Source organism: Curtobacterium sp. 8I-2 (assembly GCF_902506155.1).
GTDB lineage: Bacteria > Actinomycetota > Actinomycetes > Actinomycetales > Microbacteriaceae > Curtobacterium > Curtobacterium poinsettiae.
On sequence record NZ_LR732827.1, the window covers coordinates 1,766,350 to 1,782,067 of the forward strand.

At 72.1% G+C, this 15,718-nt stretch carries 17 protein-coding genes; 9 read left to right on the forward strand and 8 right to left on the reverse strand.

Annotated features, from left to right (window positions below):
- Positions 1-68: 68 nt before the first annotated feature.
- A complete protein-coding gene (locus BOSE127_RS12185; protein WP_159557380.1) occupies positions 69-1,010 on the reverse strand; it encodes an EamA family transporter in 942 nt (313 codons plus the stop codon).
- Between the two features lie 36 nt (positions 1,011-1,046).
- On the opposite strand from BOSE127_RS12185, the gene BOSE127_RS12190 reads away from it, so the two are divergent.
- From BOSE127_RS12190 to BOSE127_RS12215, 6 genes are all read left to right on the forward strand, one after another.
- On the forward strand, positions 1,047-2,195 hold the full coding sequence (locus tag BOSE127_RS12190) for a CPBP family intramembrane glutamic endopeptidase (protein WP_159557382.1): 1,149 nt from the start codon (positions 1,047-1,049) through the stop codon (positions 2,193-2,195).
- A 9-nt stretch (positions 2,196-2,204) separates the two neighbouring features.
- Positions 2,205-4,073: a DNA helicase RecQ gene (recQ, locus tag BOSE127_RS12195; protein ID WP_159557384.1), complete on the forward strand. Its 1,869-nt coding sequence runs from the start codon at positions 2,205-2,207 to the stop codon at positions 4,071-4,073.
- Positions 4,074-4,160: 87 nt separating this feature from the next.
- Entirely contained in the window at positions 4,161-4,907 is a 747-nt protein-coding gene (locus BOSE127_RS12200) for a lysophospholipid acyltransferase family protein (protein WP_017886202.1), read from the forward strand.
- Positions 4,908-5,040: 133 nt separating this feature from the next.
- Positions 5,041-5,385, forward strand: coding sequence for a hypothetical protein (locus BOSE127_RS12205; RefSeq protein WP_159557386.1), 345 nt, complete (start codon positions 5,041-5,043; stop codon positions 5,383-5,385).
- 286 nt (positions 5,386-5,671) lie between these two features.
- The gene (locus tag BOSE127_RS12210; RefSeq protein WP_052481682.1) at positions 5,672-6,331 is read left to right on the forward strand and encodes a M23 family metallopeptidase; all 660 of its coding nucleotides are present in this window, start codon (positions 5,672-5,674) and stop codon (positions 6,329-6,331) included.
- Positions 6,332-6,404: 73 nt separating this feature from the next.
- On the forward strand, positions 6,405-7,241 hold the full coding sequence (locus tag BOSE127_RS12215) for an NAD(P)-dependent oxidoreductase (RefSeq protein ID WP_056069767.1): 837 nt from the start codon (positions 6,405-6,407) through the stop codon (positions 7,239-7,241).
- A 48-nt stretch (positions 7,242-7,289) separates the two neighbouring features.
- Here the strand turns inward: BOSE127_RS12215 and BOSE127_RS12220 are convergent, their stop codons facing one another.
- Together BOSE127_RS12220 and BOSE127_RS12225 are read right to left on the reverse strand one after the other, a co-directional pair.
- A complete protein-coding gene (locus BOSE127_RS12220; protein WP_159557388.1) occupies positions 7,290-7,493 on the reverse strand; it encodes a hypothetical protein in 204 nt (67 codons plus the stop codon).
- Positions 7,494-7,503: 10 nt separating this feature from the next.
- Positions 7,504-8,022: a MarR family winged helix-turn-helix transcriptional regulator gene (locus tag BOSE127_RS12225; RefSeq protein WP_159557390.1), complete on the reverse strand. Its 519-nt coding sequence runs from the start codon at positions 8,020-8,022 to the stop codon at positions 7,504-7,506.
- A 131-nt stretch (positions 8,023-8,153) separates the two neighbouring features.
- Between BOSE127_RS12225 and BOSE127_RS12230 the strand changes: the two genes are divergently transcribed.
- The gene (locus tag BOSE127_RS12230) at positions 8,154-9,047 is read left to right on the forward strand and encodes an alpha-E domain-containing protein (RefSeq protein WP_052481681.1); all 894 of its coding nucleotides are present in this window, start codon (positions 8,154-8,156) and stop codon (positions 9,045-9,047) included.
- A gap of 176 nt (positions 9,048-9,223) precedes the next feature.
- Here the strand turns inward: BOSE127_RS12230 and BOSE127_RS12235 are convergent, their stop codons facing one another.
- The 5 genes from BOSE127_RS12235 to BOSE127_RS12255 form a co-directional block, all read right to left on the reverse strand.
- A complete protein-coding gene (locus tag BOSE127_RS12235; protein ID WP_017886195.1) occupies positions 9,224-10,561 on the reverse strand; it encodes an MFS transporter in 1,338 nt (445 codons plus the stop codon).
- Positions 10,558-10,968, reverse strand: coding sequence for a MarR family winged helix-turn-helix transcriptional regulator (locus BOSE127_RS12240; protein WP_159557392.1), 411 nt, complete (start codon positions 10,966-10,968; stop codon positions 10,558-10,560). Before BOSE127_RS12240 ends, BOSE127_RS12235 begins: the two co-directional genes overlap by 4 nt.
- 60 nt (positions 10,969-11,028) lie before the next feature.
- Positions 11,029-11,970 (reverse strand): acetamidase/formamidase family protein, encoded by a 942-nt coding sequence (locus BOSE127_RS12245; RefSeq protein WP_159557394.1) that lies wholly within the window; start codon positions 11,968-11,970, stop codon positions 11,029-11,031.
- Between the two features lie 146 nt (positions 11,971-12,116).
- The gene (locus BOSE127_RS12250) at positions 12,117-12,386 is read right to left on the reverse strand and encodes a hypothetical protein (RefSeq protein ID WP_017886192.1); all 270 of its coding nucleotides are present in this window, start codon (positions 12,384-12,386) and stop codon (positions 12,117-12,119) included.
- A gap of 11 nt (positions 12,387-12,397) precedes the next feature.
- Positions 12,398-13,558, reverse strand: a complete 1,161-nt coding sequence (locus BOSE127_RS12255; protein WP_056069266.1) for an inorganic phosphate transporter — start codon at positions 13,556-13,558, stop codon at positions 12,398-12,400.
- Positions 13,559-13,664: 106 nt separating this feature from the next.
- Between BOSE127_RS12255 and BOSE127_RS12260 the strand changes: the two genes are divergently transcribed.
- Both BOSE127_RS12260 and BOSE127_RS12265 read left to right on the forward strand, forming a co-directional pair.
- Positions 13,665-14,534 (forward strand): alpha/beta hydrolase, encoded by an 870-nt coding sequence (locus tag BOSE127_RS12260; RefSeq protein ID WP_159557396.1) that lies wholly within the window; start codon positions 13,665-13,667, stop codon positions 14,532-14,534.
- Positions 14,535-14,665: 131 nt separating this feature from the next.
- Positions 14,666-15,715, forward strand: coding sequence for a lipoate--protein ligase family protein (locus BOSE127_RS12265; protein WP_159557398.1), 1,050 nt, complete (start codon positions 14,666-14,668; stop codon positions 15,713-15,715).
- The last annotated feature ends 3 nt before the right edge of the window (positions 15,716-15,718 follow it).

A 15,718-nucleotide genomic window follows, 5' to 3' on the forward strand; every position in this document is an offset into this window, starting at 1 on the left:
GTGCTGGCGTTCGTCGCGTCGGTGGCGCTGGCGCTGGCGTAGCGCCCGGCCCCGCCGCGACCCGCGCGCTACGCCAGCGCCAGCGCCACCGACGCGACGAACGCCAGCACGATGCCGATCCACTGCTGCGCGGTCAACCGCTCCCGCAGTACGACCCCGGCCAGCACCACCGTGCCGATCGGGTAGAGCGCGTTCAGCACGCTCACGACGGGCAGGGTCGCCGGGTCGTCGCTGCTGTGCAGCCCGGCTTGGATGAACACGTTCGCCATCGCGTCGAAGACGCCGCAGGCGGCCACGGTGACGAGCAGCCGTGGACCCCATGCGCGACCCGGTCTACGCCCGGGGGCCGCGGCAGCCCCGTCGGGGCGGGCCGACGTCGGAGCGGGCACCGGGCCTCCCGGCGGCGGCACGACGACCGTCCGGAGCACGACGATGATCGCCGCCGCACCCAGCAGCACTGCCTGCAGCACCCGCGCGACCACGAGGGGTGCGACGCCCGAGTCGGACGGCGTCATGTCGTAGGCCAGCACGATCCCGCCGAAGCCGCACCCGGCGACGGCGGCGGCGACCACCCCGCGGGCGGTCAGCCGCGCGCCCGAGGCGTCCCGCACCACCGCGACCAGGACCACCGCGACGACCGCGACCACGAGCGCGCCGGTGGCCACGGGCGCCAGCACCGTGCCGCGCAGCACCGCGACGAGCACCGGCACGACGGCCGCGAAGACGGCGGTGACGGGGGAGAGCACGCTCATCGGCCCGATCGCGAGTGCCGCGTACAGCAGGAGCACGCCGACGCCGCCGGAGAGCCCCGCGACCGCACCCCAGGCCACGGCCGGCCACGAGAACACGCCTCCGACGACGACCAGCCCGACGAGCAGCGGGAGGATCCCGATCGCGGCGGCCACCGCCGTGACGACGACCGGGCGGACCCGGCGCGAGGCGAGTCCGCCCAGGAAGTCGGCGAACCCGTAGACGACCGCGCCGGACAGGCCGAACAGGACAGTGAGCACGGTTCCCATCCTGCCTGGCCCGGTAGCCTGCGGGACGTGAGTGTTCCCTACCAGCGCCTGCCCCGGATCGACGGACGGTGGAGGTGGTGGCGGCCACTCGTCGCCCTCGCGTTCCTGGTGGGGTGGTACGTCGTGTCGCAGATCGTCATCGCGGTCGCGTACTTCGTCCCGATCGGCGCGACGCAGGGGCCGCAGGCCCTGATCGACCTGCAGGACGACCTGGCCGGTGGCGCGCTCGACCCCACCGACCCGCTGATCCTGTCCCTGTCGCTCGTCTCGCTCGTGGTCCTGCTGCCGGGCATCCTGCTCGCGGTGAAGATCGCGCGGATCGGACCGGCCGGCATCCTGTCGTCGACCCGGTTCCGGGTCCGGTGGGCCTGGACGGCGTGGTGCCTGCTGCCGACGCTCGTCATCGCCGCGGCGATGTTCGTCCTGCAGACCGGTCTGTTCTGGGACGGCGGGATGATCACGACCGACGGCGGCTTCGCCTGGAACCACGACGCCATCGGGCAGTCGACGGTCTCGCTCGGCACCCTCACCCTGACGATCGTGCTCGTCGTCCTGCTCGTCCCGTTCCAGGGCGCCGCCGAGGAGTACATCTTCCGCGGCTTCCTCATGCAGACGATCGCGTCGTGGATCCCGCGTCGTGTCGGCACGGTCATCGCCGTGGCGGTCTCGACAGCCGTGTTCGCGCTGCTGCACATCCCGAACGGCTACAACGTCTGGGGCATCCTCGACGTCGGCTCGTTCGGCCTGATCGCGGCGATCATCGTCCTGCGGACCGGCGGGCTCGAGGCCACGGTCCTGCAGCACGCCTGCAACAACATCATGATCTTCGTGCTGCAGGCGCCAGGCTGGTCGGGGATCGACCTGACCTCGTCCGACGCGAACGGCACCTGGCAGGGCACGCTCACCACGCTCGTCACGTCGCTCGCGTTCTGGGCCATGGTCGAGTTCCTGGCGTGGTGGCGTGGACTGGACCGCCGGTTCGCCGGGCGGCAGGCGCCCCGGTTCCGCGGTGTGGCCCCGGCCTGGGCGGGCGGCGTCCGCTGGACCCGGCCTGGAGGCACGGGCTGGGCGACCACGCCGGCCCGCGCCGACGACGTGGCCGGTACCGACCACCGTGGCGAGTCCGGCACGGACGGTGCTGTGGACAGTGCGGTGGCTGTCGCCGGTCGCCCGTAGGCTCGTGGCATGAGCACCACGCCCGCGCCCGCTGCCGTGCCTGCTCCCGCTGCCGGTTCCGCACCCCGTGCCGCCGCGCTCGACGTGCTGCACCGTGTGTGGGGCTACGACGACTTCCGCGGCGAGCAGGCCGCCATCATCGACCAGGTGGTGACCGGTGGTGACGCCCTGGTGCTCATGCCGACCGGTGGTGGCAAGTCCCTCTGCTACCAGGTGCCATCGCTCGTCCGCGACGGCGTCGGGGTCGTGGTGTCGCCGCTGATCGCCCTGATGCAGGACCAGGTCGACGCCCTGGCGGCCAACGGCGTCCGGGCCGCGTTCCTCAACTCCACGCAGGGCCCCGACGAACGGTCCCGGGTCGAGCGTGCCGTGGTGCAGGGCGAGGTCGACATGCTCTATCTGGCGCCCGAGCGGCTCCGGCTCGAGTCCACCCGTGCGCTCCTCGACCGCGCGCGCGTCTCGCTGTTCGCCATCGACGAAGCACACTGCGTCGCCCAGTGGGGGCACGACTTCCGCCCGGACTACCTCGAGCTGAGCGTCCTGCACGAGCGGTGGCCGACGGTGCCGCGCATCGCCCTGACCGCCACCGCGACGCCGCAGACCCACCGCGAGATCTCCGCACGGCTCGGCCTCGACGACGCGGCACACTTCGTCGCCGACTTCGACCGGCCGAACATCCAGTACCGCATCGAACCGAAGACCGGCGCGCTGCAGCAGCTGCTCACCTTCATCCGCACGGAGCACAGCGGCGACGCCGGCATCGTGTACTGCCTGTCCCGCAACTCGGTGGAGCGCACCGCGACCGCCCTGGCCGAGCAGGGTATCAACGCCCTGCCCTACCACGCGGGCCTCGACGCCCGGGTGCGCGCCCGCAACCAGTCGACGTTCCTGCGCGAGGACGGCGTCGTCATGGTGGCGACGATCGCGTTCGGCATGGGCATCGACAAGCCCGACGTCCGGTTCGTGGCGCACCTCGACCTGCCGAAGTCGGTCGAGGGCTACTACCAGGAGACCGGCCGTGCGGGTCGTGACGGGCTGCCGGCCACCGCGTGGCTCGCGTACGGCCTGAACGACGTCGTGCAGCAGCGGCGGATGATCGACCAGTCCGAGGGCGACGCCGCACACCGCCGGCAGCTCAGCGCCCACCTCGACGCCATGCTCAGCCTGTGCGAGACGATCGAGTGCCGCCGGGTGCGGCTGCTCGCGTACTTCGGGCAGGAGAGCACGGCGTGCGGCAACTGCGACACGTGCATCGCGCCGCCGGAGTCGTGGGACGGCACCGTCCCCGCGCAGAAGCTGCTGTCCACCGTGGTGCGGCTCGAGCGTGAGCGCCGCCAGCGGTACGGCGTCTCGCACCTCGTCGACATCCTGATCGGCAAGCGGTCGCCCCGCGTGCAGGAACTCCAACACGACACGCTGGCGACCTTCGGCATCGGTGCCGACCTGTCCGAGGGCGAGTGGCGTGCCGTCGCACGGCAGGTGCTGGCCCAGGGCTACGCCGCGGTGTCGGGCGACGGCTTCGGCACGGTCGTCCTCAGCCCCACCAGCGCCGACGTCCTGACCGGCAAGGTGCAGGTGCGCATGCGTCGCGACCCGGTCAAGGCGCCGCGGGCCGGCCGCAGCAGCCGACGGACGGTCGTCACCGACATGCCGCAGGAAGCCGTCGGCCTGTTCGAGGCCCTGCGTGCCTGGCGCGCAGCCCAGGCCCGCGAGCAGGGCGTCCCAGCGTACGTGGTGTTCAACGACGCGACGCTCCGGGGCATCTCCGCCGTTCGTCCGGCCGACATCGATCAGCTCGGCGAGATCTCCGGGGTCGGTGCGGCGAAGCTCGAACGGTACGGGCGCGCGGTCCTCGACGTCGTCGCCGCGGCCGACTGAGCCCCTTCCGCCACTGCATGCCGTTCCGGGCATGTGCCTGCCGTGCGCCTCATTACACTCGGTAGCTCGTCACCACGAGGAGGTCCGGTGTCCGGTTCGACGAAGTTCGCCACCGTGCTCAGCCGTGCGGTCGTGACCCCGCTCGCCCGGATGCTGTGGCGCCCGAAGATCATCGGTCGTCGGAACGTCCCGAAGCGCGGTGCGGTGATCCTGGCGAGCAACCACCGCTCCTTCATCGATTCGCCGGCGATCACGTTGATGGCGCCGCGCAAGGTGTCGTTCCTGGCGAAGCAGGAGTACTTCACGGGGACCGGCCTCAAGGGAGCGGTGTCCCGGGCGTTCTTCGGCGGCATCGGCGCCATCGGGGTGGAGCGCGGTGCGGGCGCGGCGGCCCAGCAGGCTCTCGACCTCGGCCTCGCACGGCTGCAGGAGGGCGAGGCGTTCGCGATCTACCCCGAGGGCACGCGGTCGCTCGACGGCCGGATCTACAAGGGCCGCACGGGGGTCGCGTGGCTGGCGTTGACGAGCGGTGCCCCTGTGGTGCCGGTCGCGCTGCGTGGCACCGAGGACGTGCAGCCGGTCGGGTCACGGTTGCCGAAGCTCGCCCGGGTGACGATCGAGTTCGGCCGACCGATCGACCTGTCGTCCTTCGGCGAGGCATCGTCCGGTCGTGCCCGGCGTCATGCGACCGATGCGGTGATGGCGGCGATCCAGGAGCTCAGTGGCCAGGAACCGGCGAACGCCTACAACAACCCGCCCGCGACGATCGTCGAGCGGGTCCGACGAGCACTCCAGCCCGACGACCCGACCGCGGCCGCCGTCGATCCCGACTGAGCGCTTCGACTGTCCGGTCACTATTGCACATCTGAAATATCGATGGTTGAATGGGGGCGTGCCGCTCGGCACGTCCCCATCGCCGGTCGCCCGAGAACGACCAGCCACGAGAACAGATCGGACCGTCCGCAGCATGTCCTCCACCCCGCTCTTCGACTCCATCGCCCAGCGTCGCGATCAGGCCGACGTTCCGCCCACCACTCCTGTACCGGCGCGCGCCGTCGTGACCCCGGTGCCGACCTCGCCGTTGTCCGCGCCCGTCCGTCCGGGTGACTCCACCCTGGTCCCGGCGGCACTCGTCGCCGCGATCGACGAGATCCCGGTGCGGGTGGCGTCGGCCCTGGTGACCGAGGTCACGATCCGCCCTGAGCACCTCGTCCTGGTCGAGACCGTCGCCGACGCGATCACCCGTGCGGTCGTCGACGCCGTCGTGTGCGAGCTGGACCGCATCGCCCGCGACGGCGTCGTCCGCGTCTGACCGGGGCGGCCCCCGCGCGATGACGACCCTCGACGACGGCCTGCCCGGTCGTCCCCGCGGTGCCGAGCGTCGCGCCGCAGCCCGACCGACGGTGTCCCCACGGCGCCGTGCACGACACGGTGCCCACCGGGGCACCCTCCGAGCCGCCGGGGTGGCGGTGTCCCCTCCCGTCACCCCGGCTTCCACCCGAAGAACCCAGAACACCCGAAGAACCCAGAACACCCGAAGAACCCAGAACACCCAGCCCGCCCCGACCGCTGCTCCTGCCCGTCGTCTTCGCAGCCTCGTGTCCATCCGGGTCCGCGCCCGACGGACCCTGCCCGCCGGGGCGGTGACCGCCGTCACGTGCTTGTTCGTGGCGGTCGGCTCGCCGCAGATCGCCGTCGCCGCTCCGGCCCCGTCGGCAGCGACGTCGGCGGTGGTCGGCATGCAGCACTTCGTCGCCGACGGCACCGCTGGTCCGGCGGCCGACCGCGACGACTTCTCGGTCGGCCGTGCTGCCGCGGCGCTCCGGGTGCCGGGTGGACCGGACTCCACCGGCGGTGCCGTCCGTCCCACGATCGGTTCGGTCCCGGACGCGGGCGGCTTCGGCCCCCGCTGGGTCGCCGGTTGCGCGGCCTGCTCGTCGAACCACCAGGGTGTCGACTTCGCCGCGCCCATCGGTACCCCGGTCGTCGCCGCACTGCCCGGCCGGGTCGTCTCCGCGGGGGCCCTCGGCGGCTACGGCAACCAGGTCCTCCTGCAGCACGCCGACGGCACGGCGACACGGTACGGGCACCTGTCGGCGATCGACGTCCGACCCGGCCAGGTCCTCGGCGCGGGGGACCGCCTCGGGGCCGTCGGCAACACGGGTGTCTCGACCGGCGCCCACCTGCACTTCGAGGTCATCGTGGCCGGCATCCCCATCGACCCCGCCGCCTGGCTGCAGGCTCGCGGGCTCCTCTGACGGCGTCGGGCGTAGCGTCGGGACGGTCGCGGCACGGTGTCGCGCCAGGACGGAGACGCGCGTGCGAGTGACGGTGTTGGGGACGGGTGCGATGGGTGCCGGCGTGGCGGGATCGCTGTTGCGCGAGGGTCACGAGGTCACGGTCTGGAACCGGAGCGCCGACAAGGCCGCACCCCTCGGTGCCCACGGCGCGACGGTGGCGACCGACCCGGGCAGTGCCGTCGAGCACGCCGAGGTCGTCCTGCTCACCCTGTTCGACACCGATGCCGTCGTCGACGTCCTCGAGCAGGCCGCCGGCGAGGCCCCGACCGACGCCGTGTGGGTGCAGGCCTCGACGATCGGGGTCGACGGCACCGCGACGGTCGTGCAGCTGGGGGAGAAGTACGGCATCACCCTGGTCGAGGCGATGATGCTCGGCACGAAGGCCCCCGCCGAGCAGGGCAAGCTGACGATGCTCGCGGCCGGCCCGGCGGACCTGCTCGACCGTGTCGACCCCGTGCTCGACGCGATCGGTGCGAAGACCGTCCGCGCTGGCGACCACGTGGGCGACGGCACCGCGCTCAAGCTCGCCGCGAACGCCTGGATCGCCTCGATCACCGCGGCGACCGGGCAGTCCCTGGCCCTGGCGGCTGCCCTGGGCCTCGACCCTGCGCTCTTCCTGCAGGCCATCGAGGGCAGCGCGAGCGACTCCGCCTACGCCCACACCAAGGGCGCCGCGATGATCGCTCGGGAGTTCCCCGCGCAGTTCGCTCTCGACGGGCTGCGGAAGGACATCGGACTCATCACCGACGCCGCCCGGACCGCAGGGGTGTCGACGACGCTGCTCGAGGCGCTCGGGCGCGTGTACGCCGACGCCAGTGCGGCCGGGCACGGGGGTGACGACATCGCCGCGGTCGGCACCGCGTTCTGAGGCACAGACGCGCGCAGGTGGAACGACCGATCGGTCAGCCGGCGAGGATCAACCCCGCCGGAACAACTGCCGCACACGTTTCGTGATCCGCCCCACGGCCTCGTCGTTCATGGTGTTGGCGAGGTCGAAGGCTTCGCGTGCCGGATCGGAGCCGGCCTGGATCCGCCGGAGTGCGGCGTCGGCACGGGCGCGCGAGTCGAGCTCGGCGAACGGCATGTCGTCCTCGGGGTGGTGCTCGCCACGAGGGTCCATGCGGTCCAGGCTACGCGCGACGGGAGTGGTCGGGCGTGACGTCGAGCTCGTCCACGACGCGGACCATCTCGTCGAGGAAGTCCACGACGACGGCCATCTCGTTGCTCGGCAGGTGCTCGGTGACCTCGAGCGCGCGGGCGTCGAGCTCCTCGATGACGCGCAGCGCGTGCCGCATCGAGCTGCCGGTGGCGGTGAGGATCACGCCGCGGCGGTCGTTCGGGTCGGCGTGCCGTTCGACGTGACCGCTGCGGACGAGCCGGTCGACGAGCGCTGACGTCGACGCCGCGGTGATCTCGAGCCGCTCGGCGAGGTCCTTCGCGTTGACCGTGCGGCCGTCGTGCTCGGCGTCGATCAGGAACCGGATCGCCAGCAGCGCGTTCTCGCCGATCCCGAGTGCTTCACGCGCACGGCGCTGCGCTGCGCTCTCGGACGTCCGGTACCGCCGCAGGGCGTTGAGGACGTCCACGGCGGAGACCGCGGAGTCCTCGTACCAGTACCCCGCGGTGCTGGTCATCACCTCGGACGTCATGCACCAATGCTAGACGCTCTAGTTAGATTGTCTAGCGAGCGCGGAGAGGGGACACCTGCAACACCCGTGACGCGGTTCCGTAACACCCCGGCAACGCCGGCTCGTTAGGTTCTCGACATGCAGGAGCAGCCGTGCTGAGCCGCCTCGCGGGGAACGTCTTCCACGTGGGGAGCGCGGTGGAGCGCACCGACGTCGTCGCACGGTTGCTCGACGTCTACGTCGCCCGCCGGGAACCAGGCACCCTCGACGACGACCGGCTCGTGTCCACCGAGCTCCGCAGCATCATCGGCACCACGGGCCCCGCGAACGACCCGGACCGCGCCGCCACCGTCGACGCCCTGGCACTCGACCGGCACGAACCCGCGTCCATCGCCGCCGCCGTCGCCGTCGCCCGCGACCACGCACGCCGTGCCCGCGAGGTCGTCTCGAGCGAGCTCTGGGACTGCCTCGACGTCACGCGGTCGCGGATGCCCCGGAAGATCGCCCCCGACCGCGCGCACGAGTTCCTGGGCTGGGTGCGGGAGCGCAGTGCCCTGGCCATCGGGGTCGTCGAGGGGGATGCCAGCCGGGATGAGGTGTGGGAGTTCTTCACCCTCGGTCGGTCACTGACCCGCTGCGCCTCCACGGCACGGCTCCTGGCGTCCCGGCTGCTCGAACCGGACTCAGTCACCTCGTGGACGGCGGCGCTCCGGGCGTGCGGTGCGGGCGAAGCGTTCCTGCGCGGCCGTGACCACGCGCCGGTGCCGTCCGACGCCGCAGCCTTCCTGCTCCTCGACGTGCACAGCCCGCGGTCGTTGCGCTTCACGGTGCACCGCGCGGCCGAGTGCCTGGCCGACGTCGCCCCGTCCTGCGTCGCGGACGAGGTCGCCGCGTTCGACGAGGTCCGCGCGCTGCTCGACGCGATCCCCGAGGAGTCCGCGCTCGCCGTGGCGGGGGACGTCGGGGAACGCCTGGCGGCGGCGGCCGACCGCGTCGCCGCGGCACTCGACGAGCGCGTGTTCGCGTCGTCCGCGCCCGTGCTCTGACCCGACCGGGCGCGCGCGACGGAACGGGGCCGGTCAGTGCGTCGCGACCGCGACCGCGGCCGTGGACGTGGGACGCGTCGGACGGGAGGCCCGTGGCGGCGCCGGCACGGGCCTCCCGTCCGACGGTCGGTGGCGTCGCGGACCGCTGGCCGACGCGCAGGTCGTCAGCCGGTCCGTCAGACGGCGCTGGAGCGGTCGGCGAGCGTCTCGTCGCGTTCCAGCTCGCGGCGGAGCGCGGCACGCGAGCCGACCACCGGCACGGCGTGCGTGATCGCCAGGTGCAGCCGCGAGTCGGCGTCGTAGCGCAACCGGACCCGCTGGTACCGGACGAGCCACACGAGTGCGATCGCGAGCGCCACGAAGCCCGATGCCGCGCCCACCACGATCGCCCAGCGGGGCCCGAAGGCGTCGGCGACGGCACCGACGAGCGGGGCGCCGATGGGGGTGCCGCCCGCGAAGATCGCCATGTACAGGGCCATCACGCGGCCGCGCATCGCGGGCTTCGTCGTGGTCTGCACCAGGGCGTTCGCGGTCGTCATGAAGGTCAGCGACGCGAGCCCGACGAACATCAGCACGATCGCGAAGGTCCAGTACGTCGGTGCGAGGGCGGCACCGGTGCACGCGAGCCCGAACCCGCCGGCGGCGAGCACGAGGGTGCGCATCCGCGGCTTGTCCCGGCGGGCGGACAGCAGCGCGCCGAGCACCGAGCCGACAGCCATCACCGAGTTGAGCAGCCCGAACTCGCCGGCGCCCTGGTGGAACTCGACCCGCGCCATGGTCGAGGTGAAGATCGGGAAGTTCACGCCGAACGTGCCGACGACGAAGATCATGCAGAGCACCACGACGATGTCCGGCCGGGTGCGGACGTACCGGAAGCCGGCGACGATCTGTCCCTTCCCACGGCCGGCTCGGACCCGTTCGGCGAGCTGTGCGGGATCGACGAAGCGGAGCGCGACGAGGACGGCCAGGAACGACCCGGCGTTGATGACGAACACCCAGCCGGAGCCGATCGCCGCGATGAGCACACCGGCGACCGCGGGGCCGATCAGGCGTGCGGCGTTGAACGACGCGGAGTTCAGGGCGACGGCGTTCGAGACGTCCTCGCCCTGCACGACGTCGGAGACGAAGGCCTGCCGGATCGGGGCGTCGAACGCGGCGACGATGCCGAGGGCCAGTGCGAAGCCGTACAGCGCGAGCAGGGTGGCGGTGTGCGTGAGCACCATGACGCCGAGCCCCAGCCCGAGCAGCCCCATCAGGCCCTGGGTGAGCATGAGCATCTTCCGGCGATCGAACCGGTCGGCGGCGAGGCCGGTGAGGGGCAGGAGCAGCAGCTGCGGGCCGAACTGCAGGGCCATCGTGATGCCCACCGCGACGGCGTTGTTGTCGGAGAGCTGGGTCAGCACGATCCAGTCCTGGGCGGTGCGTTGCATCCAGGTGCCGACGTTCGACACCAGGGCCCCGGCGAACCAGATGCGGTAGTTGCGTCCGGCGAGGGAGCGGAACATGGCGGTCACTGCTGGGCCAGCCTCCTCATGATCTCGGTGGCGTCGGCGAGGGTGGTCCGCTCGTCGGCGGTGAGTGCTGCGAGTCGCGGGGTGAGCCAGCCGTCGCGACGACGTCGGGTCTCCTCGACGAAGGACGCTCCGGCGGGCGTCGCACCGAGCAGCACCTTGCGGCGGTCGTCGCCGTGCCCGTCCTTCGACACCAGCCCCCGGTCGACCAGCACCGCGATGGTCTTGGTCATCGAAGGTGGGGTCACGCCGTCCTGCCGGCTGAGGTCGGCCAGGGTCATAGCGCCGTCGCGGTGCAGGCGGGCGAGGGCGGAGAACTGCGCGTCGGTGACGCTCGAGTCGGCCTTCTGAGCACGGAGCGTGCGGGACAGCCGGTTCACCGCGATGCGGAGGTCGGTGGCGTCGGTCATCGGTCGTTAGCCTAGCTCATTAGTTCAGCGAACGAACTGGTTCTCGGGCGTACCCGGCCTTCAGCGCCGTGCGTCCGTCAGGATCGCGTCGTGCGGGAGCAGCGCGTGCACGCCCCAGGTGCGGTTCGCGACCTGCGTGATGCGCATGCTCACCGCGACGCTCGCCATCGCGAGCGCCTGGGCGCGGCCGATCCCGTGCAGCCCGGCGATCCAGCCGACCATGTGGTCGAGCGCCGTGGCGGTGGCGACGTTCAGGTCGGCGTCGAAGCCGAAGGTGATGCGTCCCGCGGGGGTGTCGGCGTGCACACCCTCGACCGGGGCAACATCGAGGAGCGTCAGGGTCATCGTCGTCGTCATGCCGCACTCGACCGCCGTTCCGGAGACCTCGCCGTCGCCCTGGGCCGCGTGCCCGTCGCCGACCTGGAGCAGAGCGTCCGGCACCGTGACGGGCAGGTACAGGGTCGAGCCGGCGATCAGCTCACGGCAGTCGACGTTGCCGCCGCCGACCGTGCGGGGCGGGATCGTCGAGTGCTCGCCGGTGGCCTCGGGCGGGACCCCGACGACGCCGAGGAACGGTGCCGTCCGAACCCCGAGGCCGAGCTGGTTCACGGCGACGCCAGCGGCGGCATCGATGTCCCAGAGCAGCGGGCCGCGCGACCCCGGGTCGGTCAGGCCGAGCGTGCGGTTGACGGGGGAGTCGACCCCGCCCGAGGCCGTGTACCCCCAGTCGTCGGGGACCAGCTCGTCGAAGCGCACGGCCAGGACCATCCCCGGACGCGCTCCTGCGACGGCGATCGGCCCGACCAGGCAGTGCCCCCGGCGCGGGTCGATCAGGGTCGGGGCGTCGAGGCCCGGGCCCGGCTGACGTTCCGTGTAGCCCGCGGCGCTGAGGGTACGGACGGTCACCGTGTCGCCCGGTTCCACGGTCAGGACCGGCTGGCGTTCGGCGGTGAAGACGTCGACGGCGGAGTCGACCGTGGCGTCGAGGCGGTGGCTGGTCACCGCTCGATCATCCCAGGTGGTGCGGGCGCTGGGCGGGGCGGGCAGTTCCGGGCGTCCCTGGTCGGATCGGGCGTACCTGGTCGGGAGTTCTGACCAGGTACGCCCGGTTCCACCAGTCATCGCGGGTGTTCTGGGAAGGAACGTCCTCAGTGGAACTGGGGGATCGTGAGCCAGATGCCCGCCAGCACGGCGGCGATGCACAGCGCGAAGCACAGCACGGCACCGGCCAGTGCCGCCGGCGGGGTGTGCCCGGAGCGGGGGCTCTCGTCGGAGTACTGCGTGCGCTCGCCGCCGGCGTCGTCCGGCTGCCCGGTGCCGAGCAGCCGCAGGCCGAGCGTGTACACGAGCACCAGGCCCACGGCGGCCACGAAGCCGACGCCGGCGACCGTGCCGATCGCGGTGAAGTCGATGTCCATCGTCGTTCCCCTCAGTTCGCCGCGCCGGTCGGCTGCGGCTCGGGCTGCTCGGTCGGCCCGGCTGCGTCGGCGGTGATGTCCTCGTGCGAGACCGGCTTGCGCTTCGCCAGCACGTAGAAGGTGAGCCCAGCAGCCAGGGCGAGGACCGCGACGAGCACCAGCCCGAACGCCGAGGTCGACGCGAGCCAGGTCGCGAGGGCCCCGACCACCGCGGCGGCGGGCAGCGTGATGACCCAAGCCGCGACGATGCGTCCGACGACCGACCAGTGCACGTCGGCGAGCTTCTTGCCGAGGCCCGACCCGACGACCGCGCCGCTCGTCACGTGGGTCGTCGAGAGCGCGAAGCCCAGGTGCGAGGAGATGAGGATCGTCGCGGCGGAACTCGTCTCGGCGGCGAAGCCCTGCGGCGACTGCACGTCGGAGATCTTCTTGCCGACGGTCTGCATGATGCGCCAGCCGCCCATGTAGGTTCCGAGACCGATCGCGAGTCCGCAGGCCAGGATCACCCAGAGCGCCGGACCGGTGCCCGCGGCCTGGTAGTTCGCGGCGATGAGCGTCAGCGTGATGACGCCCATCGTCTTCTGCGCGTCGTTCGTGCCGTGCGCGAGCGACACCAGCGACGCCGAGATCGTCTGCCCGTGCCGGAAGCCGGTCGCCGCACCGTGGGTCGTCGCGTTCTTCGTGAGCACGTAGGCCAGGTAGGTCGCGACCAGGGCGATCACCGCGGCGATGAGCGGGGAGAGGAGCGCCGGCAGCACGACCTTCGACACCACCGTCGCCCAGCTGATCGAGTTGAGCCCGGCGCCGATGATCGAGGCACCGATGAGGCCGCCGAACAGCGCGTGCGTGGAGGACGACGGCAGCCCGACGTACCAGGTCGCCAGGTTCCAGAGCACCGCGCCGACCAGCCCCGCGAAGATCATCGTGGGGGAGATGTGGATGCCGTCCTGCCCCTCGCGGATGATCCCCTGCGAGACGGTCTTGGCGACCTCGGTGGACAGGAACGCGCCGACCACGTTGAGCACGGCGGAGATGATCACCGCCGTCCGGGGCTTGAGCGCGCCGGTAGCGACCGAGGTGGCCATGGCGTTCGCGGTGTCGTGGAAGCCGTTCGTGAAGTCGAACACGAGGGCCACGACGATCACGAGCGTGACGATGACGATGACGTCCATGCGCAGGACGCTAGGCCACACCTCGAACCCCCTGCGTGAACGCCGGGTGAACAGGTCCGGGACGCAGCGCGTCTGCGAGGATGGCAGTGTCTGAAAGGATGCGAGTGTGCCCACCTTCTCCGCCGCTCGCGGCGACGCCTCGTTCACCGACGCCCACGGCGTCGAGATCGTCTACTCGACCTGGCGTGCGGCGCGGCCGAAGGGGATCGTGCAGATCGCGCACGGGGTCGGGGAGCACGGGCTCCGGTACGAACCGCTCGCGCAGGACCTGGTGCGCGCCGGCTACACCGTGCACGCGAACGACCACCGCGGGCACGGACGCACCGGCCTGACCCAGTGGGACGGCGACCACGCCAAGCTCGGTCGGCTCGGCCCCGGCGGCCTGCGTGCGGCGATCGCCGCAGTGGAGCAGATGAGCGCGGTCGCGCGGGCCGACGAACCCGGGCTGCCGCTCGTGCTGCTCGGGCACTCGTGGGGGTCGCTCATGGCGCAGCGGATCGTGAACACCTCGTCGGACCGCTACGACGGCGTCGTCCTGTCCGCGAGCGCCTACCGGCTGCCCGGCTGGATGAACAGCGGCGACCTCAACGCACGGCACGCGGGGTCGGGACCCACCAAGTACGAGTGGCTCACCCGCGACCGGAAGGTCATCGACGCGATGGCGCTCGACCCCCTGGCGGTCGAGGCCGACGTCATCGGGCTGTTCGGGCTCGCCGACACCCTCCGGCTGCTCGGGGTGCCGCGGCGGGGGATCCCGCACGACCTGCCGATGCTGCTGCAGGTCGGCTCCGACGACACCCTCGGGGGTCCGCGCTCGATCGAGCGCTTGGCGCAGGCCTACCGCCGACGCGGCCGACTGTCCGACGTGACCGTGCAGGTGTACGAGGGCGCACGCCACGAGGTCTACAACGAGACGAACCGCGCAGAGGTCATCGGCGACCTGGTCGCGTGGCTCGACCGGGTGACGGCGCGCTGACGGCGCTCGCCGGGTCCTGCGACGCGACCGGCGACGGACTGGAGGCCCGTGGCGGCGCCGCCACGCGCCTCCAGGCCGTCACCAGGCAGGCCCACTGCCGGGCCGTCGGCCGTCCGGAATAGGGTTGCGGCATGCACGGTGAGTACAAGGTCCCCGGAGGCAAGCTGGTCGTCGTCGACCTCGAGGTCGTCGACGGCACGATCCAGCAGTTCCGCCTGGCGGGTGACTTCTTCCTGGAACCCGACGACGCGCTGCCGCTCATCGACGCGGCCGTGGACGGGCTCCCCGTCACCACCGACGCCGCGGGCATCGCCGCAGCCGTGCGGGCGGCCCTGCCGACCGATGCGGTGCTGCTCGGCTTCACGCCCGAGTCCGTCGGTGTCGCGGTGCGCCGTGCGCTCTCGCGGGCCTCGACCTGGCGCGACCACGACTGGCAGATCGTGCACGAGGGGCCGATCAGCCCGAACGAGCACCTCGCGCTCGACCAGGTGCTCACGGAAGAGGTCGGCGCCGGACGCCGTGGCCCGACCCTGCGCATCTGGGAGTGGGACCAGCCGGCCGTCGTGATCGGCTCGTTCCAGTCGCTGAAGAACGAGGTCGACCCGGCCGGCGCCGAGAAGTACGGCGTGCAGGTGGTCCGACGCATCTCCGGCGGCGGCGCGATGTTCATGGACGCCGGTGCGGTCATCTCGTACTCGCTCTACGTGCCGTCCGACCTGGTGCAGGGCATGACCTTCGCCGACTCGTACGCGTTCCTCGACGAATGGGTGATCGAGGCGCTCAAGTCGCTCGGCATCGAGGCGTACTACCAGCCCCTCAACGACATCACCTCGACCAAGGGCAAGATCGGCGGGGCCGCTCAGAAGCGTCTCGGCACCGGGTCGCTGCTGCACCACGCCACCATGAGCTACGACATGGACGGCGAGAAGATGGTGCAGGTGCTGCGGATCGGGCGCGAGAAGATGAGCGACAAGGGCACCACCAGTGCCGCCAAGCGCGTCGACCCGCTGCGGTCACAGACCGGGCTGTCCCGCGCCGAGATCATCGAACGGTTGATCGGCACCTTCACCCGGCTGTACGGGGCGACCGAGGGACACGTGACCGAGGCCGAGCGCGAGCGGGCGCAGGAGCTGGTGCGGACGAAGTTCGCGACGAAGGAGTGGCTCGAGCGGGTGCCGTGAGCC